Annotated in this window: 13 protein-coding genes and 1 tRNA gene; 6 read left to right on the top strand and 8 right to left on the bottom strand. The window is 66.3% G+C overall.

What is annotated here, in order from left to right; translation table 11 throughout:
• Nucleotides 1-83: 83 nt before the first annotated feature.
• The 5 genes from rplA to ACMX2H_RS18185 form a co-directional block, all read right to left on the bottom strand.
• The gene (gene rplA / locus ACMX2H_RS18205) at nt 84-791 is read right to left on the bottom strand and encodes a 50S ribosomal protein L1 (RefSeq protein WP_136784956.1); all 708 of its coding nucleotides are present in this window, start codon (nt 789-791) and stop codon (nt 84-86) included.
• Nucleotides 792-1052: 261 nt separating this feature from the next.
• Nucleotides 1053-1481, bottom strand: coding sequence for a 50S ribosomal protein L11 (gene rplK, locus ACMX2H_RS18200; RefSeq protein ID WP_414962582.1), 429 nt, complete (start codon nt 1479-1481; stop codon nt 1053-1055).
• Between the two features lie 127 nt (nt 1482-1608).
• Entirely contained in the window at nt 1609-2490 is an 882-nt protein-coding gene (nusG, locus tag ACMX2H_RS18195; protein WP_414962580.1) for a transcription termination/antitermination protein NusG, read from the bottom strand.
• A 93-nt stretch (nt 2491-2583) separates the two neighbouring features.
• Nucleotides 2584-2868, bottom strand: coding sequence for a preprotein translocase subunit SecE (gene secE / locus ACMX2H_RS18190; protein ID WP_136785023.1), 285 nt, complete (start codon nt 2866-2868; stop codon nt 2584-2586).
• Between the two features lie 99 nt (nt 2869-2967).
• A tRNA-Trp gene (locus tag ACMX2H_RS18185) sits at nt 2968-3040 on the bottom strand.
• 262 nt (nt 3041-3302) lie between these two features.
• Between ACMX2H_RS18185 and ACMX2H_RS18180 the strand changes: the two genes are divergently transcribed.
• Nucleotides 3303-4523: a pyridoxal phosphate-dependent aminotransferase gene (locus ACMX2H_RS18180; protein WP_414962578.1), complete on the top strand. Its 1221-nt coding sequence runs from the start codon at nt 3303-3305 to the stop codon at nt 4521-4523.
• A 139-nt stretch (nt 4524-4662) separates the two neighbouring features.
• Here ACMX2H_RS18180 and ACMX2H_RS18175 read toward each other — a convergent pair whose 3' ends face one another.
• From ACMX2H_RS18175 to ACMX2H_RS18165, 3 genes are all read right to left on the bottom strand, one after another.
• A complete protein-coding gene (locus tag ACMX2H_RS18175; RefSeq protein ID WP_414962577.1) occupies nt 4663-5349 on the bottom strand; it encodes a hypothetical protein in 687 nt (228 codons plus the stop codon).
• Between the two features lie 627 nt (nt 5350-5976).
• On the bottom strand, nt 5977-6627 hold the full coding sequence (locus ACMX2H_RS18170; RefSeq protein WP_136784961.1) for a LuxR C-terminal-related transcriptional regulator: 651 nt from the start codon (nt 6625-6627) through the stop codon (nt 5977-5979).
• Nucleotides 6624-8000, bottom strand: a complete 1377-nt coding sequence (locus ACMX2H_RS18165; RefSeq protein WP_414962575.1) for a PspC domain-containing protein — start codon at nt 7998-8000, stop codon at nt 6624-6626. The genes ACMX2H_RS18170 and ACMX2H_RS18165 overlap by 4 nt, the downstream gene beginning before the upstream one ends.
• Nucleotides 8001-8136: 136 nt before the next feature.
• Between ACMX2H_RS18165 and ACMX2H_RS18160 the strand changes: the two genes are divergently transcribed.
• From ACMX2H_RS18160 to ACMX2H_RS18140, 5 genes are all read left to right on the top strand, one after another.
• Nucleotides 8137-10227, top strand: coding sequence for a PspC domain-containing protein (locus tag ACMX2H_RS18160; RefSeq protein ID WP_414962574.1), 2091 nt, complete (start codon nt 8137-8139; stop codon nt 10225-10227).
• Entirely contained in the window at nt 10224-10442 is a 219-nt protein-coding gene (locus ACMX2H_RS18155) for a hypothetical protein (RefSeq protein ID WP_136784964.1), read from the top strand. The genes ACMX2H_RS18160 and ACMX2H_RS18155 overlap by 4 nt, the downstream gene beginning before the upstream one ends.
• A 114-nt stretch (nt 10443-10556) precedes the next feature.
• A complete protein-coding gene (locus tag ACMX2H_RS18150) occupies nt 10557-10799 on the top strand; it encodes a PspC domain-containing protein (protein ID WP_136784965.1) in 243 nt (80 codons plus the stop codon).
• A 198-nt stretch (nt 10800-10997) separates the two neighbouring features.
• A complete protein-coding gene (locus tag ACMX2H_RS18145) occupies nt 10998-12026 on the top strand; it encodes a 6-phosphofructokinase (protein ID WP_414962571.1) in 1029 nt (342 codons plus the stop codon).
• A 21-nt stretch (nt 12027-12047) separates the two neighbouring features.
• A partial coding sequence (locus ACMX2H_RS18140; protein WP_414962570.1) for a GNAT family N-acetyltransferase occupies nt 12048-12625 on the top strand: 578 nt, incomplete at its 3' end.

Here is a 12625-nt window from a genome sequence, read left to right as displayed (position 1 = left end):
CCCCCCCCCCCCCCCCCCCCCCCCCCCCCCCCCCCCCCCCCCACTGCCGGTGGACGCCGTTGCCGGCGAACGTGAAGTCCTGACTAGGCCTCCACAGCCACCTTGGTCACGTTCGGGTCCACGGCGATGCCGGGGCCGAAGGTGGTGGCGACGGTGGCCTTCTGGATGTAGCGGCCCTTGGAAGCGGACGGCTTCAGGCGCAGTACCTCTTCCAGAGCGGCGGCGTAGTTCTCCACCAGCTTGTTGGCGTCGAAGGACACCTTGCCGATGATGAAGTGGAGGTTGGCGTGCTTGTCGACGCGGAAGTCGATCTTGCCGCCCTTGATGTCGTTGACAGCCTTGGCCACGTCCGGGGTCACCGTACCGGTCTTCGGGTTCGGCATCAGGTTACGCGGGCCCAGGACCTTACCCAAGCGGCCGACCTTGCCCATCAGTTCCGGCGTCGCCACGGCGGCGTCGAAGTCGGTCCAGCCGCCCTGGATCTTCTCGATCAGGTCGTCGGAGCCAACGAAGTCGGCGCCGGCGGCGATTGCAGCCTCGGCCTTGTCGCCGGTAGCGAAGACCAGCACGCGGGCGGTCTTGCCGGTGCCGTGCGGCAGGTTGACCGTGCCGCGGACCATCTGGTCAGCCTTGCGCGGGTCAACGCTGAGGCGGAAAGCCACCTCAACGGTCGCGTCGAACTTCGACGGGTTGGTCTCCTTGGCCAGGGTGATTGCCTCGACCGGGGCGTAAACCTTGTCCGCCTCGATCTTGGCTACAGCTGCCTCATATGCTTTGCTGCGCTTTGCCATCTGCTTTTTCTCCTTGTGCAGTTGTGGTCTGCGGACCGCGCTCGGCCCTGCCACAACGACGGCGGTGTTCCCACCTTTGGCGAGCCATGTCGCCGTCGTTCTTTGAATTGTCTTGGTGAAGACCTTGCCGGATGTCTTTCCTGGCGGCCTTCGGGTTGAGGGTGCTTAGCCCTCCGACAGTGCTCAATTGTCGAGCAGCTGCGGTGCTTGCTTCCGGCGAGTTGCCTCGTTCCTCGGCCCTCACCGTACGCGAGCTCCTCGCTACTCGACCTCGATGCCCATGGAGCGGGCGGTGCCGGCGATGATCTTGGCAGCAGCCTTGATGTCGTTGGCGTTGAGGTCTTCCATCTTGGTGCTGGCGATCTCGTCGACTTGCGCCTGGGTCAGCTTGGCAACCTTGTTGGTGTGCGGGGTAGCCGAACCCTTCTGCACGCCTGCGGCCTTCTTGATCAGCTCGGCGGCCGGCGGGGTCTTGGTGATGAAGGTGAAGGAACGGTCTTCGTAGACCGTGATTTCAACCGGGATCACGTTTCCGCGCTGGGATTCCGTGGCAGCGTTGTACGCCTTGCAGAATTCCATGATGTTGACACCGTGCTGACCAAGTGCCGGACCGATCGGCGGTGCCGGGTTGGCGGCGCCTGCCTGGATCTGCAGCTTGATGAGGCCGGTGACCTTTTTCTTGGGGGCCATATCGGGTCCTTCTCTCACATTACGTACCGCGGCACAGGAGCGTGCCTGCGGTGGTTGGCCGCCATGGCGTGGCGGCCGCCCGTGCGGGCCCGGCTAAAGCGGGTCCGGATCCGCACGAAGTCTTTGGTTACTGGATCTTGGTGACCTGGCTGAACGAGAGCGTCACCGGGGTTTCGCGCTCGAAGATGGTCACCAGCACCACCAGCTGCTGGGATTCCGGCTTGATCTCGGAGATCGTCGCCGGCAGCGTCTCGAACGGCCCGTCGTTGACGGTGACCGACTCGCCGACCTCGAAGTTGACGGTGATCGGCGTGCTCGAGGCTGCGGCCTTGCCGGCTGCCTTGCCCGCGGCCTCCGGCTTGGCGCCGGTGATGGTGTGCTCCAGCATGGAAGCAACTTCCTTCAGGCTCAGCGGTACCGGGTTGTGGGCGTTGCCCACGAAGCCGGTCACGCCCGGCGTATGGCGGACAGCACCCCAGGAGGCGTCGGTCAGGTCCATCCGAACCAGCACGTAGCCGGGAATGCGCACGCGCTTGACCAGCTTGCGCGTGGTGTTCTTGATCTCCACGACCTCTTCCATGGGGACCTGGATTTCGTAGATGAAATCCTCCATGTTCAGGGTCTGGATACGTGTTTCCAGATTGACCTTCACGCGGTTTTCGTAGCCGGCGTAGGAGTGGATGACGTACCAGTCGCCGGGCTGGCGGCGCAGCTTGGCGCGGAACGCTTCGAGCGCTTCCTCTGCGGTCTGCTCGACCTCTTCGGCGGCTTCTTCGGCAGCGGCGGCTTCGGTCATGCCTGCCTCGGCAGCGGCTTCGGCCGCCTCGTCGAGAACCGGAGCGTCGTCGGCGGCCTGGTCAAGCTCGCTGGCCAGATCGGTACCGGCAGTCTCTGCGTCTTCAACGCTAGAAGCCGACACCTCGTCGGTGCCGGTCTCGGTAACCTGCTCGTCTGCTTCCAGCTCCACGTTCTCTTCGGAGTTCTGGGCTTCGAGTTCCTGGTCGGACACTTGGCTTCCTGCTTTCTTCTTCAGCTCACTTGGCTCGCGCCGGCTTTCCGCCGTCGTCGTCATCCATCCGTACGGCTGCCGCTTACACGGGCGTTACTGTTCGGGTATGCCGTCTCCGAAGACGAAGAACGCGGCCTGGCCGAAAACCAGATCCAGCAGCGTAACGAGCAGCATCATGATGGCCACGAATGCAATCACTACCAGCGTGTAGTTCACCAGTTCTCTGCGGGTCGGCGTGACGACCTTTTTGAGTTCTGCGATGGTCTGGCGGACAAACAAAACGATCCGGGCGAAGAAACCGCGCTTGTCGGTCTTTCGTCCGGTGGGGCGCCCCTTGGGGCTACTGGCAGCCGTATCGGTCAACCTGGCCTCACTCATTCTGTCCGGTGTCCGGCCCGGGTCGGCCTCGGCCGGCCTGAACCACTGCTTCGTGCTGGGATGCTGAACTGCTGCAGTCATGTCTGCGACGGTTCTGCGCAGGGCAGACAGGACTCGAACCTGCAACCTGCGGTTTTGGAGACCGCTGCGCTACCAATTGCGCCACTACCCTATGGAGCCGAATACCGCCTGATGGTCCCGCCTAACGGGCATGGAACATCATGGCGTTTTCAACACCGGAGATCTAGTTTACGCCAGCGATGCGCCGACGTCGAACCGGACCCCGTTTGCCGCCCGGAAAGGCGACTGATCCATTATGCAACATTTCCGTCGGCCCCTTGACCACTTGAGGTTCTCGGCTGAGGCGGGACATGGCCGACGGCCTGCACCTAGACTATGAAACAGTCCTACACGCTACTGAAGACGGGAATCCCATGCCTGCCAACGCCCGCGTCTCCCGGCGCATCGCGTCCATCGCCGAATCCGCCACCCTCGCCGTCGATGCCAAGGCCAAGGCGCTGAAGGCTGCCGGACGTCCGGTGATCGGCTTCGGGGCGGGCGAACCGGACTTCCCCACCCCGGAGTACATCGTTGAGGCCGCCATCGAAGCCGCCCGGCAGCCGCGTTTCCACCGCTACTCCCCCGCCGGCGGGCTGCCTGAACTGAAGCAGGCTATTGCAGATAAGACGCTGCGTGACTCCGGCTACCAGGTGGATCCGTCCCAGGTGCTGGTCACCAACGGCGGCAAGCAGGCCGTCTACGAATCGTTCGCCACCTTGCTCGATCCGGGCGACGAAGTCCTGGTCCCCACACCGTTCTGGACCACCTATCCGGAGGCCATCCGGCTGGCCGGCGGCGTCCCGGTGGAAGTTTTCGCCGGCCCGGAGCAGGGCTACCTGGTGACCGTTGACCAACTCGAAGCCGCGCTGACCGACAACACCAAGGTGCTGCTGTTCGTTTCCCCGTCCAACCCCACCGGCGCCGTTTACTCGCCGGAGCAGGTGGCCGAGATCGGCCGCTGGGCTGCCGCAAAGGGCTTGTGGGTGATCACCGATGAGATCTACGAGCACCTGACCTACGACGGCATGCCCTTCACCTCCATCGCCACCGCCGCGCCGGAACTGGGCGACAAGGTGGTCATCCTCAACGGCGTCGCCAAGACCTACGCGATGACCGGCTGGCGGGTGGGCTGGATGATCGGCCCGAAGGACGTGGTCAAGGCCGCCACCAACATGCAGTCGCACGCCACCTCCAACGTGGCCAACGTGTCGCAGATGGCTGCGCTGGCCGCCGTGTCCGGACCGCTCACCGCCGTGGACGAGATGAAGGTCGCCTTCGACCGGCGCCGCAAGGCCATGGTCGACGGCTTGAACGCCATCGAGGGCGTGGAATGCCCGACGCCGAAGGGCGCGTTCTACGCCTATGCCGACGTCCGCGGGCTGCTGGGCAAGGAATTTTCGACGGCGGACGGCACCATCCGCCCGGCGACCTCCGCCGAGTTGGCCGCCCTGATCCTCGATGAGGTCGAGGTCGCCGTCGTTCCGGGCGAGGCCTTTGGCCCCTCCGGCTTTGTGCGGCTGTCCTACGCCCTCGGCGACGACGATCTCGCCACCGGCGTCGGCCGGCTGCAGGAGTTCCTGGCCAAGGCCAAGTAACCCACCCCGGCCGCCCCAGGGCCGGTACGCCTCTCGGTGGTACCGGTCTCTGGGGTGACCGCCGCGGCGGCAGTGCCGGGCTTTGGGACGGTACCGCTGCTCGTACAACTCCCCCGGCACCGGGCGAGCTGTACCGTCACTATGCCGCCGCTCGTGTGGCTACGGACGCACGGCCGGCGAAGTACCGGCCGACTGGCCGCAAGACGGACTCCGGATCGTCGAGAATATCCCCGGCAGGAAGCACTAACAGGTCCCGACCGAGGAGCGTCAGTTCGTTCCAGCGGCGCCGGTCCTCGGTAAAGGACGCCGCGTCGGAGTGGTAGTTCTTGCCGTCGATTTCCAGCAGCAAGCGCTCTTCAACTTCCAGGTCGATCCTGCCGACTCCTTCGATCCGTCGCTGACAAACGACCTTGTAGCCGGACGAGCGCAGTACGTGGCGGGCCAGTGTTTCCGGAACTGACATGGATGCCGGGTCGATGGCATCGATGACCTCGTCGGCCCGCTTGCTCCCCCGCCCACGGCTGAGCCGGCGCACGTCCTCAACGGTCAGGTGCCCCTGAACGACAGCAGATTCGACGATGATAAGGGCTTCTCTCAGTGGAAGGCAGCCCAGGACCTGCCGGAGACAAACGTCCATCGGAACTACCGTGCCGTGTGCTTCCCGCGTTCTATGCACCTTGCCGTAGCGCGGCTTGGCGACGGAGCGCGGAGCACTCACATGGATGCCGCGGTCAGGCCTGTGCACCCACAAGCCGTGAAACGCCGCAGCGCTGAAACATCCCACGGAGGCACCGATCGCCTTGGCTTGTGCAATTTCAGCGACCACATTGGGAATCGCGTAAAGACCAAAGCGGATCCGTTGCACGGACCCCGATTGAACGGCTTCCTTCAATCGTCGTGCCGTCACACCTGCGTCCTGCAGCCTACGCCATCGTGCAATTCCACCTTGCCGACGCAGAGCCATCACCGGATCCATGGCCCAAGCCTGCTAGGCGGCGCGTAGCTGGGGCGACATGCCCCCGAAAATGTGGATAACTGCAGGACCCCCGTCTGGCTCGTTTGGAAAGCTCGACGTGCCGAGGAATGTACCGTCTGAGTTCTTAGCCGTCCCGCCAGGCGATGTACGCTATACGCCACATTGGCCCAGCCGACGGTCCCCCGGTGTCGCACCTGCGTGATGAAGTGACCATATAGCCAGCAGATGCGGAAACTCCCAACGGGTTTGGCAGGCAATGTGGCGCATCCTGTACAGGGCAGTGCGAAGAAGCAGGCTTGGGATCTCGGAGTAGGCCTTCGCGGGTTCAGAGTCGCGTCGGACCGGTGCGTCACGCCTGCGCGGACGGCCAGCCAGGATCGCGGCGCAGCCGACCCGTCGTGCGCTAAACATCCTGAGCGCTACGGCAGGGTGGGCCGCTTTCGAGCCGCCCGCCAGGCGGACCGCCGCCCGGCCGCCCTACAGGATCCGGCGGTCGACGGCCCAGCGGGTTAGCTCGTGGCGGGACGAGAGCTGCAGCTTGCGCAGGACGGACGAGACGTGGGTTTCGACGGTCTTGATGGAGATGAACAGCTCCTTGGCCACTTCCTTGTACTGGTAGCCGCGGGCGATCAGCCGCATGACTTCCAGTTCGCGCGCCGAGAGCTTGTCCAACTCGTCGTCCACGTTGGCCACCGCTGCCGTGCCGAAGGCGTCCAGGACGAACCCGGCCAGACGCGGCGAGAAGGCGGCGTCCCCGCCCGCCACGCGCTGGACGGCGTCGGAAATCTCCGCCCCGGATACGGTCTTGGTGACATAGCCGCGGGCGCCGGCCCGGATCACAGTGACCACGTCTTCGGCGGAATCGGAAACACTCAGGGCCAGGAACTTGGTCTCGCCCAGCAGGGCCGCACAACCCGCAACCACCTCGGCCCCGCCGCCGCCCCGGCCGCCGGGCAGGTGCACGTCCAGCAGCACAACGTCGGGCCGCTGCTCATGGATGGCTGCAATCGCCTGCTCCACTGTCGCGGCCTCGGCAACGACCTCGATCCGCTCGTCCAGATCGGCTTTCAAGCCGGAACGGAAGATGGCGTGGTCGTCAACGACGACCACGCGGATGGGTTCGGTCACGGTGCGGTTCCTTCCTGAGGGTGTTCCAAGCTGAGATGGACTTCGGTGCCGCTGCCGGTATTGCGGATCCGGGCCTCACCGCCGTGGCGTTCCATCCGGCCGATCAGCGATTCGCGCACGCCCATCCGATCCGGCGGCACGGATGCCAGTTCGAACCCGGGGCCCCGGTCACGGACAAAGACTTCGCTGCGCGCCGGTGTGCACTCAACATAGACCGAGATGCCGCCGCCTGCATGTTTGGCCGCGTTTTGCACCGCTTCACGGGTGGCATGCACCAGGACCTCATGCCGGTCGGTCATAGCCGCATCGCCAACTGCCACCACTTCCACCGGGTGCCCATAGGCGTCTTCAATTTCCGCTGCCACTGCCTTGACCCGGTCCACCAGGTTGCCTTCCTCCTGCCGCTTGTCCCGGTACAGCCATTCGCGCAGTTCGCGTTCCTGCGCGCGGGCCAAACGGGTCACGTCCTGCTCCGACCCGGCACGGTTCTGGATCAGCGCGAGCGTCTGCAACACCGAATCATGCAGGTGCGCCGCGATTTCGGCCCGTTCCGTTTCCCGGATGCGGCCGGATCGCTCGGTCTCCAAATCGCGCCAATACTTCAGCACCCACGGCGCCAGGACCAGCAGAACGCCGGCCAGCACGGCCAGCGAGGCAAACAACGTGGGCCACATGACCTCCCAGGTGATCGACCCGGACACCATGGTGACTATGCCAGCCACCACCAGCACCAGCCCGGCGAGCAACCGCACGGCACCCTGCGCTCCGGTGGCACCGGCGCGGTCCATCAGTCCGCTGCGCCGGGAATCGTCCAGCTGCATCCAGGCGATCACCGCGCCGGCCGCAATGGCGAGGACGGGGAGCCATGTTCCCCATGGCAAATTAATGCCGGCGAGTTGTGCGACGACGGCGCCGCCCGCCAGCACCAGGGCCGCGCCGATCAGGATTTCCTTGCCGCCGCGCTGCAGCAGCCGCGGCGTGGCCACTTCGGCCTGCACTGCCGCTGCGCCGGGTTGCGGAAGGGGCTGGCCGAGTGGCCGACTGGCGCTGCCGTCCCTGCCTGCGCCACCCCGGGCGCTGCCATCCCGGCCGGCGCCTGAAACGCCGGCGCCGGAAGCGCCGAATCCCCGGGCGAAATTCTCCGCAATGTCCCGCGGGTTGAAGGCGCGCTGGGCAGCCATGGCTTCATCGGCAGCGGTCGGCACCAGCAGCCAGAGCCAAATGTAAAGCAGCGCCCCCGCACCGCCGGCGAGCGCCAGGACCACCATTCCCACCCGGACGATTCCAACCGAGACGTTCAGGTGTCGGGCCAGTCCCGCGCACACGCCCGCAATGATGCGGTCCTCGGTCGACCGGATGAGTGGTTCTCGCATGGGTTAATCCAAGCATGCGCTGCAGCCCCGACCTACCATCCGGCGCGAATTCAGGGGAACCCCGGCCGGGCGGTCAGGGAAGGGTCAGGGTGGCACCCCATAGAGGAAGGGTGGCGCCAGTTGGAATGATCTAACTATGACCTCACACGCACCGACCCCGAATGACGGCACTGACCGCCCAGGCGATCCGGACCAGCAGCCGGACGCCTCCAAACAAACTCCCGTGCAAGCCCCGGCGCCCGCAGCGGGCGAGCCCGAGCAACCCTCCGAACCCGCCGCTGTGTCCGCACTCGGCGGGCCGGAGATCGCCGAAACAGAGGCCGCACAGCCGGCGACTGCGGAAGCGGATGCTGCCGAGCCTGACTCGGCTCCGGCCGCTGCTACGCATGCCGACGACGCTGCCCGCTACGAGGAGGCAGAGCCCGTCGAGGCGCCGCGGCCCGATGACGCTTCCCGCGACGACAATGCCGACGATGCTTTCCGCGATGATACCGGCGCCCCTGCCGACGACGCCGACGACGCTTTCCGCGATGACCGAGGGACCGACTTCGATGACCGCGGCTCCAACCCCACCGAACCGCTTGCCGCGGAAACCTATCCGACCACACCGATCGGTTCCGGGTACACCGGCGGACCGGCCGGTTCCGACTTCACCGGAGGCCCGGCGGGATCCGGCTACACCGGCGGACCAGCCGACCCCGGCTACATCGGCGGATCGGGCTTTAACAGCGGCAACGCGGGCTTCCCGCCGCCTCCGCCGTCGGGCGCTGCCGGTGCTTTCCCTTCCCCGCCGCCCGGTGGACCGGTGGGGCCGCCGAGCAACGCGTTCTTTAACTGGTTTCGCAACCTCGGCATGCCCCGCGGGCAGGACCGCTGGATTGGCGGCGTCGCCTCGGGCGTCGCACACCGGATCGGACTGGACCCGATCCTGGTCCGCGGACTGTTCATCCTGCTGGCCGTCTTCGGCGTCGGTGTGCTCCTCTACGGCATCGCGTGGGCGCTGCTGCCCGAGCCGGACGGCCGCATCCATGCCGAAGAAGCAGGACGCAGCAGCTGGACGGCCGGCATGACCGGCGCGGTGATCTTCACCGTCCTCGGCGTGTTCAGCAGGCCCTTCGGCTGGTTCACCAACGATTGGGGCTGGGGCTTCGGCGGCTTTGTCTGGGCCGTTATCTGGGTCGGCGCCGTGGCGTTCTTTGTCTACTGGCTCGCCACGCGCAACAAGGACGGCGCTCCCGCCGGTAAGCCGCAGCATGGGACCGAGGGCTTCCCGCCGGCACCTCCTGCATCCGGACCAGGCACCTCCACGTATGGCAGCGAGTATGGCAAAACTGCCAGCACCTCCACCGCTCCGGCGCCGGGCAGCCACTCCGGCCCGTCCCACTCCCCCGGCTCCAGCTTCGGTTCGGCCTCCGGCTTGGGATCGACCTCCAGCTTCGGGTCGACGCCGACTCCCGGGACCGGTTACGGAACCTCCGGCGGCTACCAGGGCCCGCCCCGTTCGGCATACCCGCAGCCTCGCCCGTACCCGCAGCCAGCCCCGGTACCGCCGAAGCCCGCACCCCGCGGCCCCTCGGGCGCAGCCATTGCGCTGACCTTGGGCGCTGCGATGCTGGCAGCCGGCGCCGTGTTGGGACTGAATGCGCTGGAGTTCGTTGAGCTGGGCCTGAACGTTGTCCCGGTCGCGATTGCCTCTGCGCTCATTGTGATCGGCCTCGGCGTCGTCGTGACCGGCGCCTTGGGCCGCACCTCCGGGATCCTCGGGTTCCTGGCCGCTGTGGGGCTGGTGCTGTCGCTGGTCTTCTCGGCCGGAATGCAGTGGACGGCGTCCAACTTCGCCATCGCCTCCAGCCGCACTTGGACCTCGACCGCCGCGCCGGCAGCGGGCGACGGCTACAGCGTGGTGGCTGGCAACGGCACCGTGGACCTGCGCGGCGTGTCCGGGTCCCGCTTGGGTGGCCCCGCCGTCGTCCCGGTCAACGCGGTTGCTGCCTCGGTCACGGTGATCATTCCTGACGACGTACCGGTGAAGGTTGAAACACAGATGGCGCTCGGCAACGTCGAGTACGTCACCCCCTCGGACAGCGGACGCCAGTCCGGCGTCTGGCAGCCCGGAACCTACATCATCAACGACGACGGCGGCGCGCCGGAGATCATCCTGTCCGTCAGGGGCGCGGTCAGCAGCGTCGACATCCTGACCGTTAGCGAACTGGAGCAGAACCAATGAGCACTGAATATAAGCACGACGACGATCGCCGGCCCCGCGTGGGCACCATCATCTGGGGACTGATCGCCATGGCCGTCGGCCTGCTGGTGCTCGCCGGATCCTGGTGGAACATCAGCTTCAACTGGGCCTACGTCATGATCGCCCTGCTGATCGGTTCCGGTCTCGCCCTGGTGGTGGCCGGCGTGTTGAGCGCCACCCGCAACCGCGGCCGGTAAGCCTGGCCGGCACACGATAACCCCCAACTGCCGCTACCTCCCCCCCTGGCCGGGCACGGCAACGGCAGTTGCTTCCCGAGTGACAACAACTCCCGAACACGAAAGCATGGTCCCATGGAAACTTTTTACCGAATGCTCCGCTCCAGCCCGGTCCGGCGCGGGCCCGACCGCTGGGTAGCCGGCATCTGCGGCGGCATCGCTGCAAAGTTCGGCTGGGACGTGACGTGGGTGCGCATCGCCACCCTGCTGATCTTCCTGTTCCCCGGCATCGGCCTCGGCACTTACTTGGTGCTCTGGCTCTTGCTGCCGAAATACGACGGCAGCATTGCGCTGGAGAACCTGCTCCGCAAGTTCTGAGCCAGGGCGGCAGCCACGACCGGAGCCTCCGCGCATGCGGGGGCTCCGGCTCTTTTAAGCGGCAAGCCACCGCGGGAAGTGTGGGCTTTGGTACGTTAGGCGCGGCTCCTTGTGACTGCGGTGAGGTTCCTACGTAGAATCGAGGCGGGCTCAATGGGGTGCTCGCACTGACCGGCCGGCCACCGAGAAGGAGTACCCATGAGGATCGGCATCATGACCAGCGGCGGGGATTGTCCCGGCCTGAACGCGGTGATCCGCGGCATTGTGCTCAAAGGCATCACCGCGCACGGGCATGAGTTCGTCGGCTTCCGCGACGGCTGGCGCGGCGTGGTCGAGGGCGACTTCATGAAGCTGCCGCGGCACCAGGTACGTGGCATTTCCAAGCAGGGCGGCACGATCCTGGGCACCTCGCGCACCAACCCGTACGACGGCCCCAACGGCGGGCCGGAGAACATCCAGCGGACCTTGGACAAGCTGGGCGTCGACGCGCTCATCGTGATCGGCGGCGAGGGCACTTTGGCCGGCGCACACCGGCTCACCGAGGCCGGGCTGAAGATCGTGGGCGTGCCCAAGACCATCGACAACGATCTGGAAGCCACCGACTACACCTTCGGTTTCGACACCGCCGTGCAGATTGCCACCGAGGCGATCGACCGGCTGCGCACCACCGGCGAATCGCACCACCGCTGCATGATTGCAGAGGTCATGGGCCGAAACGTCGGCTGGATTGCGCTGCACGCGGGCATGGCGTCCGGAGCGCATGCCATTCTAATTCCCGAGCAGCGCGTCACCATCGACCAGGTCTCCGAGTGGGTGCTGCACGCGCAGAAACGCGGTCGCGCCCCACTGGTGGTAGTGGCAGAAGGCTGGGTTCCTGACGGCGAGCTGGGCCCGCACGCCGAGCGCGGGATGGACAGGTTCGGCCGGCCCCGGCTGGGCGGCATCGGCGAACGGCTGGCCCCGGAGCTGGAAGCGCGCACTGGCATCGAGACCCGCGCCACGACCCTGGGCCACATCCAGCGCGGCGGTGTGCCTTCCGGCTACGACCGGGTGCTGGCCACCCGCCTAGGCATGGCGGCGGTGGATTCGGTGTCCGCCGAACGCTGGGGCACCATGGTGGCGCTGCGCGGCACGGACATTGCGCACGTGGGTTTCGAGTCCGCACTTAACAACTTAAAAACGGTCCCGCAACACCGTTACGACGAGGCAAGGGTTCTCTTCGGCTAAGCCTTCAGTAATCTGGCCGGTATGCGATTGGACGCAGGAACAGCCGACATTGTGCTGCTGGCGTGGGCACGTTTGCTGGGGTTTGCCGACGATGCCTTCGCCTCGAGCGGGGACCGGTTGACCAAGATCAACAACGACGCCGGTGCGCTCACCTTTGTGCGCCTGTTCGACAGATCCGCGCTGGTCGGACCGGAATGGGCGGTGGAAGCGGCCGCCCCCTACTCGGACGACGAACTTACCGAGTACCAAACGCTGATGCAGGTAAGCCGGGAGCACGGCGGCCACGGGCTGGGCAAGGCGGTGCTCTCCTACGCCGACGACATGCCGGTGGTACAACCCGAACGGGAGGCCACGGTGTCCACTGCGGGCAGCGACGTCGCCCGTCTGGAGTCGATGTGCCCGCCGGACGACAACCACGAAGTGGGGCTGGCCGGCATGGACAAGGCCTTTGTGCTGTTGGACGGCAGCACGCCGATGGCCGGCGCCGGCTACAAGGAATGGCAGCAGATCCTGGCCAACCTGAGTGTGCTGACTGCCCCGGCCTACCGGCGCCACGACACCGGGGAGCTGATCGCGGCAATCGCCCGCCATGAAGAGCT

It is taken from the genome of Arthrobacter sulfonylureivorans (genome assembly GCF_047607445.1).
Lineage (GTDB): Bacteria > Actinomycetota > Actinomycetes > Actinomycetales > Micrococcaceae > Crystallibacter > Crystallibacter sulfonylureivorans_A.
Note: the sequence above shows the minus strand (reverse complement) of the source record. Positions and strands in the feature narration are given on the sequence as shown.

Coding starts and splice junctions, on each gene's coding strand:
- rplA (WP_136784956.1), bottom strand. CDS start 791: ATGGCAAAGCGCAGCAAAGCATATGAGGCAGCTGTAGCCAAGATCGAG.
- rplK (WP_414962582.1), bottom strand. CDS start 1,481: ATGGCCCCCAAGAAAAAGGTCACCGGCCTCATCAAGCTGCAGATCCAG.
- secE (WP_136785023.1), bottom strand. CDS start 2,868: ATGAGTGAGGCCAGGTTGACCGATACGGCTGCCAGTAGCCCCAAGGGG.
- ACMX2H_RS18180 (WP_414962578.1), top strand. CDS start 3,303: ATGCCTGCCAACGCCCGCGTCTCCCGGCGCATCGCGTCCATCGCCGAA.
- ACMX2H_RS18165 (WP_414962575.1), bottom strand. CDS start 8,000: ATGCGAGAACCACTCATCCGGTCGACCGAGGACCGCATCATTGCGGGC.
- ACMX2H_RS18160 (WP_414962574.1), top strand. CDS start 8,137: ATGACCTCACACGCACCGACCCCGAATGACGGCACTGACCGCCCAGGC.
- ACMX2H_RS18155 (WP_136784964.1), top strand. CDS start 10,224: ATGAGCACTGAATATAAGCACGACGACGATCGCCGGCCCCGCGTGGGC.
- ACMX2H_RS18150 (WP_136784965.1), top strand. CDS start 10,557: ATGGAAACTTTTTACCGAATGCTCCGCTCCAGCCCGGTCCGGCGCGGG.
- ACMX2H_RS18145 (WP_414962571.1), top strand. CDS start 10,998: ATGAGGATCGGCATCATGACCAGCGGCGGGGATTGTCCCGGCCTGAAC.